The sequence below is a fragment of the Microbacterium sp. 05N427 genome (assembly GCF_056397105.1).
The window spans coordinates 1-17,075 of record NZ_JBFTMT010000007.1; the positions used below are offsets into that span (position 1 = coordinate 1).

Sequence of the window (17,075 nt, forward strand, 5' to 3'; positions counted from 1 at the left end):
CGTCAGCGCACCCTATGGCGTGCGCTGACGGGGACGACTCGGTAGTAGAGGGGTCTAGTTCTGTCGGGGGAGCTTCGACAGGATGGCGATGCCGTTCCACAGCGTCCGCAGCCGCGCCACCATGTCGATGGAGCGATCGAGAAGCCATTGCTGCTGCAGGCCGTCGGCGGTGGCGATGACGAGGTCGGCGACGATGCCGGCATCGACATTCGGCCCGAACTCGCCGCTCTCCTGCGCGGCCGCCACCGCCTGCTTCATCGACTGCCGAACCCACTCATAGCGCTCGATGAAGAACTCGTGCGCCGGGTGCTTACCGATGCTCGCCTCTGCGGAGAACTCGACGTACAACTGCACCAGCCCCGGGACCGTCGTGTTGTGCTCGATCACTCCGAGGAAGCCGGCGAAATTCGGCTCGCGGATCCAATGGGCCTCGGTGTCGCGCTCATCACGAGCGCGGAGCACAGCCATGTACAACTCTTCGCGGGAGCCGAAATGATGCATGAGCCCCGCTTGGGTCAGCCCGACCCGTCGAGCGATCTCGACGTTGGGCGCGTTGCGGCATCCCATCTCGGCGACCACATCGAGTGCGACCTCGAGGATCTCCGCTCGCTTGGCGATGCCCTTGGCATATGAGCCGCGAATCATGGGCGCCCTCCGCAACAAACGTCATCCGTGCAGCGGTGCCTTCGACACGGAACTGCCCTGGTCGGAGTCTAGGCGATGCCGCATCCGGAGCTGAAGGCGAGCGGGAGCGACGAGATCCCGACCTGGGTGGGTCGCCGCCCCCGAACACCATCGACCCCGCGCCTACCGGACCTTCTTGATGGGGAAGATCACCGCAGCGCCGATCAACGCCGCCACGCCCAGCACCGAGAACCACAGAGCGTAGTTGTTGCCCGTCGGGTCCCCGACGTAGACGAGGATGCCGCCCACCATCGGGGCGATCGTCTGGGGGAGCGCGTTCGCGATGTTGAAGACGCCCAGGTCCTTCCCGGAGTCATCGGGGTTCGGGAGCACGTCGACGACCAGCGCCAGATCGACTCCGACGTAGATGCCGTAGGCGATGCCCATCAAGGCTTCGAGGACGTAGAACGACGGCACGTCCTTGATGAGGATCAGCGAGACCGTCCCTATCGCGAAGAGGACGGTCGAACTCCACACGAAGATCTTGCGGCGCTGAAGCCTGTCCGAGAGCTTCCCTGCCGCATAGGCGGCCACGACGAGGGTGCCGGTGAAGATCAGCGTGCTGAGCGAGATGACTCCTACGACATCCGCGGGGTTCTTGATGCCGATGTGGTTCTGCAGGTAGAAGAACCGGAAGGCGGTGAAGCCGAAGCTGGCGAAGGTGATGAGGAAGCGCGACCACCATGCCAGCGCATAGTCGGGGTACTGCCGCGGGCTCACCCAGAACGTCTCCCACCAATCCCTGAAGGTCGCAGCCGGAGGCTTGACCGGGAGCACCTTGTCGGGAAGCACGAAGGCGAAGAGCGCCATGGCGACGATCGCGAGTAGCGCCGGGCCGACGAACATGATCACGAGATTGTTCAGGAACCACTGCGCGACGTAGACACCCCCGACGACACCGGCGTTCTGGGCGATGCCCAGCCATGCCGCGACCGATCCGCGCTGAACGCGCGGAACCTGGTCTGCGAGGGTCGCGATGAACGGCGCCAGCGTCATGTTCGCGCCGAGCTGTGCGATAGACCAGCCCACCGTCGCCCACATCAGATCCGGGCCGACCGCCATCACGCCGAGGCCGAGTGTCATGATGAGCGTTCCGCCCACGATCCAGATACGCCGGCGGCCCCAGCGACTCGTCGTGCGATCGGACAAGCGTCCGAAGACGACGTTCGCCGCTGTCGCGAACAGAGCGCCGAATCCGCCGAGAACGGCGGCAGCGCCGGTGGCGCCGTTCTCGGGGATGGCACCGGATGCGACGAGCGACGAGATCTTGATGCCGACACCCACGATCGCCGGTCCCAGCAGGGCGACGAAGAACACGAACTGCGCGATGAACAACCACGCGACATACTTCTTCGGGGCCGGTTCCGTGGGCTCCTTGAACCAGTGATGCTCGTGCGAAACGACGGTGCTCGCTGCCGTCATTCCTGAAGGGGTGCCTGCGGCGGATCCGCTGACTGAACTCATCTCTGCCTCCATTGGCTGAAACGGTGTCCGTCGTGCTCACCGTTGAGCACGAGCCGGGGGCACCGGTGTCGCCTGAAAACCTAGATGACTCAGGTTTTCCGCGCAAGAGTTGTTACAAAGCAGCGGCGCGAGGTCCGTGACCCGCGCCGTTCCGATGAAACGCTCAGCGAGCAACCAATATTCTGGTTGTTCACTGAGGTGCGGCGCTGGGGAGTGCTGCGCACGCTGGAGGCGCGAGAGGGGTCATCGTTCTGGTTCGGGACCAGGACGATGAACTCTTCTCCATGTCTGCGTTTCAGCCGCTGCGTAGGCGGCCACTGGTAGCGTCGCGTGACGGCCGGCGAGGGGAGACACGTGACGGACGATCACACCCTCGGACTGACGCTGAGCGGCGGCGGCGCGTACGGCGCCGCACAGGCCGGAGTGCTGCAGGTGCTCGCCGAGCGCGGTATTCGCCCCGGCATCGTGGCTGGAACGAGCGCCGGCGCGCTCCTCGGAGCCGCCTACGCGGCGGGCTTCGGAGCCGACGCGATCGAGCGTGCGGTACGCGGCTTCCGCTGGGGCGCGATCGCCCGCTGGTCTCTGCGCCCGCGTTGGGGTCTGCTCGACACACACGCGGTGACCGACGCGATCCGTCGCATCCTCGGTCACGACCCCCTCATCGAAGACCTGCCCCGGCGCTTCGGCGCCTACGCGACGGACCTGCGCACGCGCCGCGGCGTGATCCTCGACCGCGGACCGCTCAGCACGGCCCTCCGCGCCACGGTCGCAGTCCCCGGCGTGCTGCCGCCCGTCCGCCGCGACGGCGCCCTGCTCGCCGACGGAGGCATGGTCGACAACGTCCCGGACTCGGTGACGCGCGCGCTCGGCGCGGAGCGCACCATCGTCGTCCGGCTGCACGCCAAGTGGGAGAACGTGCGGATGATGCGCACCGTCACCGCCACGGCCGACCTCGTCGCCGACCCGACCGTGATCCTCATCCAGCCGGAGATGGAGCGCATGGCGCAATGGGTCATGAAGGACGTTCCGCGGCTCATCGCGGAGGGGCGTCGGGCGGCCGAGGAAGCACTGGACGCCGCGGATCGCGATGGCCGTCTGATGTCCGTGGCCTAGGCATCGTCCGGCACGCCGTTCGGCAGCTCATGAGGGTGCTTTCGAGGTGGATGCACAGGCGTCACATGCCCCCCTACGCATATGCATGCGCGTAGCTTGGGAACCAGCGATCGGCGTCCGCCCTTGGCTCCAGCTCCGGCCTCGGCCGGACCCAGGGAAGGCGCTCATCGATGTCATCCGTACACACCGAAATTCCCTCGCGTTTGGGCCCCATTCGTCAGACCTACGCGCGCCAGGAGGACTTCCCGCACGTCGCCCGCGCGTTCGTCGAGGTGTCTCGAGTCGTGCGTGAGACAGGCTTGATGCAGCGCACCCCGAGGTTCTACATCCTTGTCGCCTCGGCGGTCGCCCTCGCGTTCGGTGGAGCGATCACAGGATTCGTCCTGCTGGGGGACAGCTGGTTCCAGCTGCTCATCGCCGCGGCCTTCGGGATCCTCTTCACGCAGGTCGCCTTCCTCGCACATGAGGCCGCGCACCGGCAGATCCTCTCCTCCGGGCCGGCGAACGACCGTCTCGCGCGTATCCTGGCGGCGGGTGTCGTCGGGATCAGCTACTCGTGGTGGGACTCGAAGCACAGCCGCCACCACGCGAACCCCAACCGCGTCGGGAAGGATCCCGACATCGAAGTCGACACCATCTCGTTCCTGGAAGAGGATGCGGCGCAGTCGCGGGGCCTGATCCGGATGATCACCCGCCGGCAGGGCTGGTTCTTCTTCCCGCTGCTGACCCTCGAGGGCATGAACCTGCACTACCTCGGCATCAAGCATCTCGTCGGCCGTGCGCCCGTGAAGGGCCGTTGGACGGAGATCGGCCTGCTCGTCGCGCGCTTCACGATCGTCCTGACGCCGATCTTCCTGGTGCTCCCGCTCGGCAAGGCCGCCGCGTTCCTGGGCGTCATGCTCGCGGTCTTCGGCGTCTACATGGGTGCGTCGTTCGCCCCGAACCACAAGGGCATGGCCGTGATCGCGCCCGACGCGCGTCTCGACTTCTTCTCCAAGCAGGTCTACACGTCGCGCAACATCCGCGGCGGATGGTGGGCCACCTGGCTCATGGGCGGTCTGAATTACCAGGTCGAGCACCACCTCTTCCCGAACATGTCCCGGATGCACCTTTCCCGTGCCAGCGAGATCGTGCGCGAGTTCTGCGCCACGCACGACATCGCCTACACGGAGACGTCCCTGTGGCAGTCCTACGCGATCGTCATCGACTACCTCAACCGGGTGGGCCTCGCTGCGCGGGATCCGTTCGACTGCCCCATGGTCGGGCAGTACCGGCGCGCCTGATCCGATAGCGTCCACCGCGTCGTCCTCGGCGACCGGACAGGCGCCAGAGCTTCCGACGCTTGTCTAGAACGACTCAGGCGAGATCTGCGAAGAGCGCCATGGTCTCTGCGCCCATCTCGACCTGGGTCAGGATCACGCGGAACGAGCCGTCGAGGTCGACATACAGATCGGTGCCCAGTCCTCCGGACCAGCCGAAACGGCCTCGGTGCGGCCCTTCCGTCTGCACGGCGACGCCGTACCCCCAGCCCATGCCATCCCAGAAGCCGGGGAAGAAGCTGTCGGGCGTCTTGACCTGCGGAGGAACCCGGTCGGTACGCATCTGATCGAGCAGGGCGGGTTCGACGATGAGCCGATCGCCCGCATGGCCGCGGGATGCCAGCATCCGGGCGAACGTCGCATAGTCCGATGCCGTCGAGACCAGCTCGGCGTGACTCAGGTCGAACGGCGCCGGGGCCACGGAGAAGCCCGCTCCTGAGGGTTCGATCTCGACGAGAGCGCCGGCGCCGTCGTGGCGGTGGGCAGCGGGGAGGCGATGCGCGTCCTGTCGGGGGACCGAGTGCCCCGTGTCGGTCATGCCGAGCGGGTCGAAGATCTCCTCGGCGAGGAGTTCGGACAGGGGACGGTCCGCGATGCGGGCGAGGAGGATCCCGAGGATCCCGAAGGAGTGGTGGTACCGCCATCCTGTGCCGGGCTGGAACATCAGCGGCAGCTCGGCGAGGGCGTCGAGCCAGTCCTGGGCGCCGAGCGCCACCGGATCCTGGCTCGCCTGAGTGCGGTTCTGCACCATCGCATCCTGCAGCGGGCCAGGGGCGGTCGTCATCCCGTATCCCGAGGTGTTCGTGAGCAGATGCCGGACCGTGATCGGTGATTCCGCGGGCACGACGTCGTCGAGCGCCGACTGCGGGGTGCGCAGGACGCGGCGATCGGCGAGTTCAGACATCCACTGCTGCACCGGCGCGTCCAGGTCGAGCCGTCCGTCCTGCACCAGGCGGAGCGCAGCGACAGCGAGCACGGGCTTCGTCATCGACTGGATGCGCACGATGGCGTCGGGCGCGAGGTCGCCGGAGGAGAGGATCTCGAGCCCTCCTGCGGCATCGCCGGCCGCGACCACGATCCCTGGCGCGGTGCCGTTCGCCACGTGCCTGTCGAGGATCTCCTGCAGCTCCGTCGTCATCGTCCGGCTCCTTCACATCCGCAGGCGTCGCGGTACGGGGTGTGGTCCCGGCCCACTCTAGGCGCGCGGTCCGCGCGATCGCGCTCTCGGAAGCACGACCAGCCTCTGCGACCGGTTGTCAAGCCCCATGGCTCTCCGCGGGATCCTGCCTAGTGTCGCACCGTACGGCATCCAGCTACCGAACGGAGATACTCCTCATGGGCATCGGAACCGGCATCGTCCTCTTCGTCATCGGCGCGATCCTCGAATTCGCGCTCAACGTTCAGGTCTCGTGGATCGACCTGCACCTCGTCGGCTACATCCTCATGATCGCCGGGGCGGTCGTCTTCCTGCTGAGCCTGATCCTGCTGCTCGTGCGGCGCGGCCGTCGTGCCGCACCGACGAGCGACGAGGATCTGCTCTGACGTCCGCTGACCTCAGCGGCGCTGTTCGCGGTAGTAGGCGAGCAGCGCCCGGGTGGAGGGATCCTGCGCGGCGATCGCATCCTGATCGCCCTCGATCGCGGGCGCGATCTGCAGGGCAAGCTGCTTGYCGAGCTCGACGCCCCACTGGTCGAACGAATTGATCCCCCAGATCACGCCCTGCGTGAAGGTGATGTGCTCGTACAGGGCGATCAGCTGGCCGAGCACCGCCGGCGTCAGCGCGGGAGCGAAGATCGAGGTCGTCGGGCGGTTGCCCGCGAAGGTCCTCGCCGCCACGAGCGCGCCGGTCGTGCCCTCGGCCTCGACCTCGGCCGCGGTCTTCCCGAACGCGAGCGCCTTGGTCTGCGCGAGGAAGTTCGCGAGGAACAGGCCGTGCACGTCGCGGCCGTCATCGGCGAGCGGATAGGCGGGGTTCGCGAGGGCGATGAAGTCCGCCGGGATCAGCCGCGTGCCCTGGTGGATGAGCTGGTAGAACGCGTGCTGGCCGTTCGTGCCGGGCTCGCCCCAGAAGACCTCGCCGGTGTCGGTCGTCACCGGCGATCCGTCCCAGCGCACCGACTTGCCGTTCGACTCCATCGTGAGCTGCTGCAGGTAGGCGGGGAACCGGCTCAGCTGCTGGGCGTAGGGGAGTACCGCGTGCGACTGCGCCCCGAGGAAGTTCGTGTACCAGACGTTGAGCAGGCCCATGAGCACCGGGACGTTGCGCTCCAGGGGCGTGGTGCGCACGTGCTCGTCGACCGCGTGGAATCCGGCGAGAAGCTCCCGGAACGCACCCGGGCCGAACACGATCGCCAGAGACAGCCCGATCGCGCTGTCGACCGAGTACCGGCCGCCGACCCAGTCCCAGAACCCGAAGGCGTTGGCCGGGTCGATCCCGAACGCGGCCACCTTGTCGAGCGCGGTGGAGACTGCGACGAAGTGGTGGGCGACCGCGTCGCTGCGAGCCGCGTCGGTCGCGACGTCGACACCGGCGGCGGCGAGGTGCTCCCACAGCCAGTCGCGGGCGAGCCGCGCATTGGTCAGCGTCTCGAGCGTGGTGAAGGTCTTCGACGCGACGACGAACAGCGTGGTCTCCGGATCCAGATCCGCGGTCTTCTGCGCGATATCGGTCGGATCGATGTTGGAGACGAAACGGGCCTGGATGCCTGCATCCGCGTAGGGCTTGAGCGCCTCGTAGACCATGACCGGGCCGAGGTCGGATCCACCGATCCCGATGTTCACCACGTGAGTGACCTTCTTGCCGGTCACGCCCCGCCAGTCGCCGGAGCGAACGCGGTCGGCGAAGGCGCTCATCGCGTCGAGCACCGCGTGCACGTCGTGGTCCACATCCTGGCCGTCCACCACCAGTGCGGGGGAGGAACCCGCCGGCCGGCGGAGCGCCGTGTGCAGCACAGCGCGGTCCTCCGTGGTGTTGATGTGCTCGCCGGCCAGCATCGCGGCGAATCGCTCGGCGACGCCGGTCTGCTCGGCAAGGCGCACCAGAGCGCTCCGGATCTCGGCGGTCACGAGGTTCTTGGACAGATCGATGCGGAGATCGGCGAGATCGAACGTCAGGCTCTCCACACGCTCGGCATCGGCGGCGAACCAGCCGCGCAGATCGGGCGAGAATGACTCCCGCAGCGCGGCGAGATCGGTCCAGGCGGGCGTCGTGGTGGCGTCGATCGGCGAGGTCATGAGACAACGCTAGCGCGGGATGACCGCCGTGGGCCGACGATGTTCTGCCGACCGGATTCGTATCCGGGGACGAGGTGCGCACGGCACCCCGCCCCGGCCGGAGTCAGGCTTGTCCGCTGCGGTCCGGCAGCTCCTGCAGTGTCCAGCGGTTGCCATCGGGATCGGTGAACGTGACGAAGCGGCCCCAGGCCTGGTCGTCGACATCGGTGGCCTCTGCGCCGACACTGCGCAGGTGCGCGAGGGCTTCGTCTGCGTCGGGCACGACCACCTGGATCGTGTTCTGGCGACCCGGCTCGAGGTCGATGCCGAGATTGGTGCCGAACGCGATCGAGCACGCGGATCCGGGAGGGGTCATCTGCACGAACCGCAGCCCCTCGAAAGGCGTCTGGTCGTGGTCGGCGTGGAAGCCGATCCGCTCGTAGAACTCCTTCGCCCGATCGACATCCGTGACCGGCACGAAGATGAGCTCGATCTTCCAGTCCATGCTGCACGCTCCTCCTGGCGGTGGATCCGCCGTCGGTCCCGACGCTACGCCGGGCCGCGGACATTCCGGGCGTCAGTCCTCCTCCCGTCCCTCCCGCTGCGACGCCCCCTCTGAACATCCGCGCTCCTCCTGAGTGACGCAACTGCGGGGAGGCGCGGATGCTGCGAGGGGGCGTCGCCGCAACGGGAGACGCAACAGGGGGACGCAGCGGGTCAGTCGTCGTCGCGCAGGGCCTCGGTCGCCTGACGGTGCGGGAGCACGGCGTGCATGCCGGTGAAGCCCTCGCGCTCCTCGGCGGCGGCGGTGATGCGGCGCCGTGCGGCGAACCAGCCGACGATGAGCGCCGGGATGATGGCGACGAGCGAGAGCAGCACCCAGCGACCGGTCTCCGTGAATCCCATGGTGACGAGGACGAAGACCAGGAACGCGAGGGTGAGGTACCCGGTGTAGGGGGCGCCGAACATCCGGAACGACGAGCGCTGCAGCACCCCCTTCTTGGTCAGGGCGTGCAGCCGCAGCTGGCACAGCACGATCGTCGCCCAGCCGCCGATGATGCCGAGCGCCGAGACCTCGAGCACGATCTCGAACGCCTGCGACGGGACGACGGCATTGAGGACGACTCCCGCGAGCGTGATGACCGAGGTGAGCAGGATCCCGCCGTACGGCACGCCATTGCGGCTCATCCGGGCGGTGAAGCGCGGCGCAGAGCCGTTCACCGACATCGAACGCAGGATGCGTCCTGTCGAGTACAGGCCGGCGTTCAGGCTGGAGAGCGCTGCCGTGAGCACGACGAAGTTCATCACGGAGCCGGCCACGGCGCCGGTCTCCGCGCCGCCGAGGTGCGAGAAGAACGTGACGAACGGCGATTCGCCCGCCTTGTACGCGTTGAAGGGCAGCAGCAGAGAGAGCAGCAGGATCGAGCCGACGTAGAAGATCGCGATCCGGATCACGACCGTGTTGATCGCACGCGGCATGATCTTGGCGGGCTCCTCGGTCTCTCCGGCCGCCGTGCCGACGAGCTCGATCGACGCGTAGGCGAACACCACGCCCGAGATCGCGATGAGCGGTGCGAACAGACCCATCGGGAACACGCCGCCGTGGTCGGCGATGATCGAGAAACCGGTCGGACCGATGTCCGTCGATCCCTGCATGATCAGGATCACCGTTCCGACGATGAGGAACGCGACGAGCGCGACGACCTTGATCATCGCGAACCAGAACTCCATCTCGCCGAACACCTTGACGCTGACGAGATTGAGCGTGAGGACAACGAGCAGCGCGATGAGTGCGATCAGCCACTGCGGCACGGCCTGCAGCGGCGGCCAGTAGTGCGCCCAGAACTTCACATACAGGGCCGCTGCGGTCACGTCGACGATCGAGGTCATCGCCCAGTTCAGGAAGTACAGCCAGCCGCTCACGAAGGCGACCTTCTCGCCGTAGAACTCACGGGCGTACGAGACGAAGGATCCCGAGGACGGGCGATGCAGCACGAGCTCGCCGAGTGCGCGCAGGATCAGGAACGCGAAGAACCCGCACAGCGCGTAGACGATGATCAGCGCGGGGCCGCTCGATGCCAGGCGTCCGCCCGCCCCCATGAACAGACCGGTGCCGATCGCGCCGCCGATCGCGATCATCTGGATCTGCCGGGGCTTCAAGGCCTTGTGATAGCCGGCCTCCTCGCTCGAGAAGTCCTCGACTGCCATCAGCCGATCGCCCGTGAGCTCGCGCTCGTTCTCCAGGGCGTCCTCGGGGTCCACGGCGCGGCCGGGGTTCTGATCGCTCATCCGCGATGCCTTTCCTCTGGGCCGCCCCGGGACGACAGCCGATCATCGGTGCATCGGAGATCTTCCCTCGGATCCGGTATGCAGGGCAACGAACGAAACGGTGGGGGAGACAATGAGCCATGACCGAAACCAACCTCGTCGGTGACACCATGCTTTCGCGCGCGGAGGGGCTCGAGGCGGGGAGAGCGGCTCGCGACCGCGTGCCCCGCACCGCGCTGGCGACGATCACGACGACGGGTCGTGACCCGCTCGGCATCCTGGACCGGCAGAACAGCACGCGCGTGCAGGATCTCGTCCCGTTGCGCACCGAGCGCATGGCCGTCGACCTGTTCGCGTTCTACCGCGGAACCGCCGCGATCATGGCCGCGGACTTCGCGCGGGAGCCGCACACGGGAATCCTGGTGCCGTCCTGCGGCGACGCCCACATCGGCAACTTCGGCTTCTTCGCCTCGCCCCAGCGCACGCTGATGTTCGACCTGAACGACTTCGACGAAGCCGCGTGGGCGCCGTGGGAGTGGGACCTCAAGCGGCTCGTGGCCAGCGTGGTCATCGGCGCCAGGGAAGGCCGCGGGCAGGCGCTCGCCGATGACGCGGCGCGGCAGTGCGTCCTCGCCTACGCCCGGGCGCTGCGTGCCGCGGCATCCGCGGATCCGCTGCAGCGGTATTTCGCGCACTTCGACGCGACCGCGGCACGGGACGGGCTCGACGTCGACTCGCAGCGCACTCTGCAGAAGGCGATCGCAGCCGCCGAGAAGCGGACCGGGGCGCGGGCGGCGCGCAGACTCACCGTCCGCGGTGACGACGGCCACCTGCGGTTCATTGAGCAGCCGCCCGTCATGACGCACGCCGACCCCGAGATTCGCGAGGTCAGCGACGTCGCCTTCGCGCGGTACGCGGCCTCCGCGAACATCGACATCCAGCTGCTGCTGCGCCAGTACCGGGTGCGCGATGTGGCGCGCCGCGTGGTCGGCGTGGGCAGCGTCGGCACGCGCTGCTTCCTCGCTGTCCTCGGCACTCCGGACGCCGAGCCCCTGCTCCTGCAGGTGAAGCAGGCGGGACGCAGCGTGCTCGCGGAGTACGGCGGGATCGAACAGCCGGCCGACGTCCAGGAGCGGATCCGCGAGGGCGGTGAGGGTGCGAGAGTCGTGGGCGTGCAGCGGATCCTGCAGGCGTTCTCCGACCCGTTCCTCGGTCACATCAAGGGATCGCGCGAGGACTACTACGTCCGGCAGTTCCACGACATGAAGGGCTCGATCGACACGGACGAGATCGAGGACGAGGGGTACCGCGAGTATGCGGTCGCGTGCGCGATCACGCTCGCCCGAGCGCATGCCCAGGCGCCCGCGGCCGCCCAGATCGCAGGCTACGCGGGCAAGGGCGTGCAGCTCGCCGATATCCTGGTGAGCTGGGCCAATGCCTATGCCGATCTGGCCGAGCAGGACTACCGGTCGTTCGCGGCACGGGCGAAGGAGCAGGGTGCGGCGAACGCCGCTCCGCGTACAGCGCAGCAGACTGCGCAGAAGGAGAGCAGGGCATGAAGCAGATCCGATTCGGATCCGGATCCGCTCCGGCGGTCGTCGCAGGAATGATGCGCATCGACGGCCGCACGGACGCGCAGATCCGCGAGCTGTACGACACCGCCCGCTCGAACGGGATCGACTTCTTCGACCACGCCGACATCTACGGCGGGGCGATGCACGTCTGCGAGGACCGCTTCGGCGCCGCGCTCGGCCTGTCCGCCGCGGAGCGCGACGAGATCACACTGCAGACCAAGTGCGGCATCGTGCCCTCGGAGGGGATGTTCGACTTCTCCTACGAGCACATCATGGGACAGGTCGAGGGCTCGCTCACAGCGCTGCGCACCGACCGCATCGACGTGCTGCTGCTGCATCGCCCCGACGCCCTCGTGGAGCCGGAGGAGGTCGCGCGCGCCTTCGACGAGCTGCACGCCTCAGGCAAGGTGCGCTCCTTCGGCGTCTCCAACCACACCCCGCGTCAGATCGATCTGCTGAAGACCGCGGTGACGCAGCCGCTCGTCGCGAATCAGCTGCAGCTGTCCATCACGCACGCCCCGATCATCGCGCAGCCGCTCGCGGCGAACATGGCCGGCCTCGATCAGAGCATCGTCCGTGACGGTGGCGGGATCGTGGAGTACTGCCGCATCGCGGGCATCACGATCCAGGCCTGGTCGCCCTACCAGGCGGGCTTCTTCACGGGCGTCTTCCTGGACAACCCGGCCTATCCGGAGCTCAACGCGGCGATCGACAGGATCGCGGCGGCGCACGGCGTCACCCCGACCGGAATCGCCACCGCCTGGATCACGCGGCATCCCGCGGGCATGCAGGTGGTGCTCGGCACGACGACGCCGTCCCGCGTGCAGGAGGCGGCCGAGGGCGCCGACGTCGAGCTCAGCCGCGCGGAGTGGTACGAGCTGTTCCGCGCCGCCGGACACACCCTGCCGTAGGGGTGGCCGGGGCGCGTCCGTGATCTCCTAGGCTGTCGGCATGGGCCTGGTGTTCTCGATCCTCGTGCTGGTGCTGATGATCGGCGCGCTCATCGACATCATCACGCGACGCGACGACCAGGTGAAGCACCTGCCCAAGGTGTTCTGGATCATCCTCGTGATCATCGTCCCGCTCGCCGGATCCCTGATCTGGTTCCTGGTCGGACGCGAGTACGACGGGGAGGGGATCCGGCTGCCGCGGCCCCGGGAGCGCCGTTCCGGGCCGCCGGCGCCCACGCCGCCGTCGCAGCCCGCCGACACACGCAGCACCGAGCAGCAGATCGCCGACCTGGATCGGGAGATCGAGGAGTGGCGGCTGCGCGCCGAGATCGAGAAGCGCAAGAAGCAGGGCGAGACGGGGACCGAATGAGCGCCGCACCTGTTCGTCCCCGCGCCGTGATCGGCGGCGGCAGCGGCTACCTCGGCACGGCACTGCGCGACGCGCTGCGTCGGGACGGCTACGACGTGCGCACGATCGGGCGCGGCGGCGACGCGGATGCGCGCTGGGACGACGAAGCCGGGATCCTGCGCCTCGTCGACGGCGCCGAGCTCGTGATCGGCCTGGCCGGCCGGCGCATCGACTGCCGCTACACCGACCGCAACCGCGATGAGATCCTGCGCTCGCGTGTGCGCACCACCACGGCTCTGCACCGCGCGATCGCGACAGCGGCGCACCCGCCCGCGGTCTGGATGAACGGCAGCTCCGCGACCGCCTATCGGTACTCGCTCGACACGCCGCGCACGGAGGCGGATCCGCTCGAGGAGAGGGGCTTCTCGCCCGACGTGACACGGGAGTGGGAGACCGCGCTGTTCGCCGGCGAGATGCCGGCCACCCGCAGGATCGCCCTGCGCACGTCGCTCGTGCTCGGACGCGGCGCCCCGGTCATGACGATGCTGCTGCGCCTGGCGCGGCTGGGGCTGGGCGGGCCGCAGTACGACGGCTGGTGGTTCCCGCACCGGCGGTATCGGGGGATCGGCTCGCATCCGACCGAGCCCCCGCGGCCGGACTACGAGCACTCGCGCGGACGGCAGCGGCTGAGCTGGATGCACGAGCAGGACTTCGTCCAGGCGGTGCGGTTCCTCCGCGATCACGACGACATCGAGGGACCGGTGAACATGGCCTCGCCGAACGCCGTGACGAACATCGAGCTCATGCGCACTCTGCGCCGGGCCGTGCGGGCGCCGTTCGGACTGCCCGCGCCCCGCTTCGTGCTGGAGCCGGGGATGGCCGTGCTGCGCACCGAGTCCGAGCTCATCCTGAAGAGCCGGTGGGTGCTGCCGCAGGTGCTGGACGACGCCGGCTACGTGTTCCGGTTCCCGGAGCTGGACGGCGCGGTGCGTCAGATCCGCGGGCGCTGAGTTCCGTTCCGTTCGGTGCCGCTACTGATCGCTCCCGTCGCGATGCATGCCGTTAAGCGGCCGTCAGAGCGGCTCTTTTCGCGACGGGAACGGACCAGGGACTCGCGACGGGGCAGCATCGACGGTGAAGGACGCGCGGACGGCCTCGTCGAGGTCGGGATGCGTGAAGGCGTATCCCGCGTCGAGCAGCCTTTCCGGCGCGACCCAGCGGCTCTTCAGGATCAGCTCCGTCTCGGTGCGGATCCCGATGGCGCCGAGTTCGAGCATCCAGCGCGGCTGCGGCAGTCCGAACGGCACCCCGAGAGCGCGCCGGATCGTCGCCATGAGGGTGCGGTTGTCGTTCGCCCCCGGTGCGACGGCGTTCACGGGCCCCTCCAGCTCGGGGTGCTGTTCCAGGAAGGCGATGATCCCCGCCACGTCGTCGAGGTGCACCCAGCTGAAGCGCTGCCGGCCGCCGCGGGCACGGAAGTCGTGGCCGGTCCCTGCGTCGCGACGGGCACGCCCGACGGGCCAGCGCCCGTCGTACTGGGTGCCGCCGAGCCCGCAGCGCGCGAGCGTGCGCAGCGTGCCCAGTACGCCGCCGTCGCCCAGCACGATCGCGGTGCGCAGCGCCACCCGGCGCGTCGCGGGCAGGTCGCCCGCGAACAGCTCACGCTCCCACGCCTTCGCGACCTCGACCGAGAATCCGGTGCCGAGTTCCCCTGTCGACTCCGTCTGCGGGCGGTCCTCTGCGTGCCGGTAGATCGTCGCTGTCGAGGAGTTCACCCAGAGCGAGGGCGGCGTCATTGCGCGTTCGACGGCCGTGTGCAGGGCCGCCGTCGTGTGCTCGCGGGAGCGGAAGATCTCGGCACGGTTGGAGGGCGTGTAGCGGCAGTTCACGCTCTTGCCGGCGAGCCCGACGACGAGGCTCGCGCCGTCGACGGCCGCATCGATCCCGGCCTGGTCATCCCACGTCAGATCGGCATCGTGGCGCGAGATCGTGACGACCTCTCGGCCTGCGGCACGCCAGCGCCGGGCGAGGTCCTGGCCGATGAATCCCGTGGATCCGCCCAGCACCACCCTGCCGCGAGCGGCCTCGTAGGCGTCCTCGTTCATGCTTCCTCCTCGACCTCGTAGCGGAACGTTCCGGCGTACTCGTGGATGCGACCGAGCAGCGGCACGTCCACGGTCAGGGCGACCCGCTGCAGGCCGAGGTCGTCGTCGGCGCTCTCGACCAGTCGGATCCGGGGAGCGATGCACCGCGGGAACCGGATCCGCCATGTCCCCAGTCGCACGCCCACGCGGGTGCTGCGCAGTTCGAGTGCACCGTGGTCAGTCGTCACCTCGAAGACCGCGGCGAGTACCCCGGGGCGCCCCAGCCCGTCGACGACGCGGCCGTGCGGCAGAAGGCGCACGCGATCGCGCATGGTCCAGTCCTCGCCGGGGAGGTGCAGCGTGCGCTCGCTGGATCTGCCGTCACGATCGCGGTTGCGCACCGTGAACCGGACGTCCTCCGCCCAGCCGGCATAGACCGCGCCGTGGCGCTGCAGGAGGCGCGACACAGGGCCGAGCAGCAGGCGGGCCACGGGATTCGCGCACCCGAGCCGGGTGAACACGCCCTCCCCGACGCCGGCTGATCCTGGGGGTAGGGCCCGGAAGTACGACTGGAGCGCGGGATGCAGCGCGGCGAAGCGGTCGCCCAGCGCGTCGGCGTACGGTGATCCGTCGGTCATGTCTCCACTTTATCGAACATGTTCAATTTAGTCGAGCGGCTTGCTTCGGCGTTCAGGTCGCAGGATCCGCTCTTCCGAGGGCGTGCGAAGGGCGGATCCTGCGACCTGAACGGGGGAAGTGCGACCTGGGGCGGGGCGGGGGAATCAGGCCGTGACGGGGGTGCGGGGCGTTGCGTGCGCCACATAGGCGTCGACGTTCGCCGAGGAGAGGATGTGGCGGGCCACCATGATCGCCGCACCGAGCACGGCCGCCTTCTCGCCGGTGCGCGTCTGCACGATCGCGAGGTGCTGCGTGGCGAGGGGGATGGAGCGGCGGTAGACGACCTCGCGGACGCCCGCGAGGAGGTGCTCCCCGGCGCGCGCGATGCTGCCGCCGAGCACGATCACCGACGGATTGAGCAGGTTCACGAACGTCGCGAGGACCTCGCCGACGTCACGGCCGGCCTGCCGGGTGGCCTCGATCGCGGCGGGGTTGCCGGCTCGGACGAGTTCGACCACGTCCGAGGATGTGACGGCGTCGAGGCCCTGCGCCCTCAACGCCGTGGCGATCGCGGTGCCGCTCGCGAGCTCCTCGAGATCCCGGTCCTCACCGGGGGCGTGCGAGGACTCGGGGGAGTAGGGCACCTTGACGTGCCCCATGTCGCCGGCCGAGCCCTGGGCACCGCGCTGCAGCCGCCCGCCCGCGATGATCCCGGCGCCGATGCCCGTCGCGACCTTCACGAACACGAGGTCTTCGACGTCGGGGAAGCTCGTGGCCTGCTCGCCGAGGGCGAGGACGTTGACGTCGTTGTCGACGAGCACGGGCACGTCGAAGGTGCGCTGCACGTAACCTGGCACGTCGAACCGGTCCCAGCCCGGCATGATCGGCGGGTTGTACGGGCGGCCGGTGGAGTGCTCGACGGGGCCGGGTACGCCGATGCCGATGCCGACGAGGGGGATGTCGCTCAGGCCCTCTGCTTCGAGCAGCGCGCGACCATCGGTGAGCACGCCGTCGAGCACAGCCGCGGGGCCGTCGGCGATGCGCAGCGATCGTGTCGTGCTGTCCAGGATCCGTCCGCCGAGGTCGGAGATCGCGACCGTCGCGTGCGAGGCGCCGAGGTCGGCCGCCAGCACCAGGCCCACCCGGGGATTGAACGCCACCCGCGACGGCGGGCGGCCGCCGGTGGACAGCCCCTCGCCGGCGGGCACCACGAGGCCCGAGGCGAGCAGGGCGTCGACGCGCGCCGAGACCGTCGAGCGGGCGAGGCCGGTGAGGTGTGCGAGGTCGGCCTTGGTGCGCGCCTGGCCGTCCAGGAGCAACTGCAGCATGTCGCCCGTACCAGGCGAGGCGCCGCCGTTCAGCCGGTCGGGGTCGCTCATAGGGTCAGTAAACCACACGACAATTGCGGACCTGACGAACGACATCTGTCGAACACGAAA

General features: G+C 68.8%; 15 protein-coding genes and 1 pseudogene. 7 read left to right on the forward strand and 9 right to left on the reverse strand.

Annotated features, from left to right (window positions below; genetic code table 11):
• Positions 1-54: 54 nt before the first annotated feature.
• Positions 55-645, reverse strand: coding sequence for a TetR/AcrR family transcriptional regulator (locus tag AC1DG4_RS08060; protein ID WP_477376722.1), 591 nt, complete (start codon positions 643-645; stop codon positions 55-57).
• Between the two features lie 162 nt (positions 646-807).
• Positions 808-2,148, reverse strand: coding sequence for an MFS transporter (locus tag AC1DG4_RS08065; RefSeq protein ID WP_477376724.1), 1,341 nt, complete (start codon positions 2,146-2,148; stop codon positions 808-810).
• Between the two features lie 354 nt (positions 2,149-2,502).
• On the opposite strand from AC1DG4_RS08065, the gene AC1DG4_RS08070 reads away from it, so the two are divergent.
• Together AC1DG4_RS08070 and AC1DG4_RS08075 are read left to right on the forward strand one after the other, a co-directional pair.
• Entirely contained in the window at positions 2,503-3,261 is a 759-nt protein-coding gene (locus AC1DG4_RS08070) for a patatin-like phospholipase family protein (protein WP_477376725.1), read from the forward strand.
• Between the two features lie 170 nt (positions 3,262-3,431).
• The gene (locus AC1DG4_RS08075; RefSeq protein WP_477376727.1) at positions 3,432-4,544 is read left to right on the forward strand and encodes a fatty acid desaturase family protein; all 1,113 of its coding nucleotides are present in this window, start codon (positions 3,432-3,434) and stop codon (positions 4,542-4,544) included.
• A gap of 73 nt (positions 4,545-4,617) precedes the next feature.
• On the opposite strand, the gene AC1DG4_RS08080 is transcribed toward AC1DG4_RS08075, so the two are convergent.
• Positions 4,618-5,718: a serine hydrolase domain-containing protein gene (locus tag AC1DG4_RS08080; RefSeq protein WP_477376729.1), complete on the reverse strand. Its 1,101-nt coding sequence runs from the start codon at positions 5,716-5,718 to the stop codon at positions 4,618-4,620.
• Positions 5,719-5,915: 197 nt separating this feature from the next.
• On the opposite strand from AC1DG4_RS08080, the pseudogene AC1DG4_RS08085 reads away from it, so the two are divergent.
• Positions 5,916-6,086, forward strand: a pseudogene (locus AC1DG4_RS08085) (DUF6458 family protein); the annotation flags it as partial.
• Between the two features lie 48 nt (positions 6,087-6,134).
• Here AC1DG4_RS08085 and pgi read toward each other — a convergent pair.
• From pgi to AC1DG4_RS08100, 3 genes are all read right to left on the reverse strand, one after another.
• Positions 6,135-7,814, reverse strand: coding sequence for a glucose-6-phosphate isomerase (gene pgi, locus AC1DG4_RS08090; protein ID WP_477421171.1), 1,680 nt, complete (start codon positions 7,812-7,814; stop codon positions 6,135-6,137).
• A 103-nt stretch (positions 7,815-7,917) separates the two neighbouring features.
• A complete protein-coding gene (locus tag AC1DG4_RS08095; RefSeq protein ID WP_477376733.1) occupies positions 7,918-8,298 on the reverse strand; it encodes a VOC family protein in 381 nt (126 codons plus the stop codon).
• 212 nt (positions 8,299-8,510) lie between these two features.
• The gene (locus tag AC1DG4_RS08100; protein ID WP_477377346.1) at positions 8,511-10,001 is read right to left on the reverse strand and encodes an amino acid permease; all 1,491 of its coding nucleotides are present in this window, start codon (positions 9,999-10,001) and stop codon (positions 8,511-8,513) included.
• 200 nt (positions 10,002-10,201) lie between these two features.
• Here AC1DG4_RS08100 and AC1DG4_RS08105 point away from each other — a divergent pair, with 200 nt between their 5' ends.
• From AC1DG4_RS08105 to AC1DG4_RS08120, 4 genes are read left to right on the forward strand one after another with little or no spacing between them, the layout of a single operon-like run.
• A complete protein-coding gene (locus AC1DG4_RS08105) occupies positions 10,202-11,620 on the forward strand; it encodes a DUF2252 domain-containing protein (RefSeq protein ID WP_477376735.1) in 1,419 nt (472 codons plus the stop codon).
• Positions 11,617-12,546, forward strand: coding sequence for an aldo/keto reductase (locus AC1DG4_RS08110; RefSeq protein WP_477376736.1), 930 nt, complete (start codon positions 11,617-11,619; stop codon positions 12,544-12,546). Before AC1DG4_RS08105 ends, AC1DG4_RS08110 begins: the two co-directional genes overlap by 4 nt.
• A 40-nt stretch (positions 12,547-12,586) precedes the next feature.
• A complete protein-coding gene (locus AC1DG4_RS08115; RefSeq protein ID WP_477376738.1) occupies positions 12,587-12,955 on the forward strand; it encodes a PLD nuclease N-terminal domain-containing protein in 369 nt (122 codons plus the stop codon).
• Positions 12,952-13,944: an epimerase gene (locus AC1DG4_RS08120; protein ID WP_477376740.1), complete on the forward strand. Its 993-nt coding sequence runs from the start codon at positions 12,952-12,954 to the stop codon at positions 13,942-13,944. The genes AC1DG4_RS08115 and AC1DG4_RS08120 overlap by 4 nt, the downstream gene beginning before the upstream one ends.
• A gap of 63 nt (positions 13,945-14,007) precedes the next feature.
• Here the strand turns inward: AC1DG4_RS08120 and AC1DG4_RS08125 are convergent, their stop codons facing one another.
• The 3 genes from AC1DG4_RS08125 to AC1DG4_RS08135 form a co-directional block, all read right to left on the reverse strand.
• The gene (locus tag AC1DG4_RS08125; protein ID WP_477376742.1) at positions 14,008-15,039 is read right to left on the reverse strand and encodes an epimerase; all 1,032 of its coding nucleotides are present in this window, start codon (positions 15,037-15,039) and stop codon (positions 14,008-14,010) included.
• Complete coding sequence (locus AC1DG4_RS08130) at positions 15,036-15,656, reverse strand: DUF4166 domain-containing protein (protein ID WP_477376744.1); 621 nt, start codon at positions 15,654-15,656, stop codon at positions 15,036-15,038. The genes AC1DG4_RS08125 and AC1DG4_RS08130 overlap by 4 nt, the downstream gene beginning before the upstream one ends.
• Before the next feature lie 144 nt (positions 15,657-15,800).
• On the reverse strand, positions 15,801-17,015 hold the full coding sequence (locus AC1DG4_RS08135) for an ROK family protein (RefSeq protein ID WP_477376746.1): 1,215 nt from the start codon (positions 17,013-17,015) through the stop codon (positions 15,801-15,803).
• Positions 17,016-17,075: the final 60 nt, after the last annotated feature.

Excerpts from the sequence above, each read along its gene's own strand:
- AC1DG4_RS08060 (WP_477376722.1), bottom strand. The coding sequence starts at position 645 with ATGATTCGCGGCTCATATGCCAAGGGCATCGCCAAGCGAGCGGAGATC.
- AC1DG4_RS08065 (WP_477376724.1), bottom strand. The coding sequence starts at position 2,148 with ATGAGTTCAGTCAGCGGATCCGCCGCAGGCACCCCTTCAGGAATGACG.
- AC1DG4_RS08075 (WP_477376727.1), top strand. The coding sequence starts at position 3,432 with ATGTCATCCGTACACACCGAAATTCCCTCGCGTTTGGGCCCCATTCGT.
- AC1DG4_RS08080 (WP_477376729.1), bottom strand. The coding sequence starts at position 5,718 with ATGACGACGGAGCTGCAGGAGATCCTCGACAGGCACGTGGCGAACGGC.
- AC1DG4_RS08095 (WP_477376733.1), bottom strand. The coding sequence starts at position 8,298 with ATGGACTGGAAGATCGAGCTCATCTTCGTGCCGGTCACGGATGTCGAT.
- AC1DG4_RS08100 (WP_477377346.1), bottom strand. The coding sequence starts at position 10,001 with ATGGCAGTCGAGGACTTCTCGAGCGAGGAGGCCGGCTATCACAAGGCC.
- AC1DG4_RS08105 (WP_477376735.1), top strand. The coding sequence starts at position 10,202 with ATGACCGAAACCAACCTCGTCGGTGACACCATGCTTTCGCGCGCGGAG.
- AC1DG4_RS08110 (WP_477376736.1), top strand. The coding sequence starts at position 11,617 with ATGAAGCAGATCCGATTCGGATCCGGATCCGCTCCGGCGGTCGTCGCA.
- AC1DG4_RS08115 (WP_477376738.1), top strand. The coding sequence starts at position 12,587 with ATGGGCCTGGTGTTCTCGATCCTCGTGCTGGTGCTGATGATCGGCGCG.
- AC1DG4_RS08120 (WP_477376740.1), top strand. The coding sequence starts at position 12,952 with ATGAGCGCCGCACCTGTTCGTCCCCGCGCCGTGATCGGCGGCGGCAGC.
- AC1DG4_RS08125 (WP_477376742.1), bottom strand. The coding sequence starts at position 15,039 with ATGAACGAGGACGCCTACGAGGCCGCTCGCGGCAGGGTGGTGCTGGGC.
- AC1DG4_RS08130 (WP_477376744.1), bottom strand. The coding sequence starts at position 15,656 with ATGACCGACGGATCACCGTACGCCGACGCGCTGGGCGACCGCTTCGCC.
- AC1DG4_RS08135 (WP_477376746.1), bottom strand. The coding sequence starts at position 17,015 with ATGAGCGACCCCGACCGGCTGAACGGCGGCGCCTCGCCTGGTACGGGC.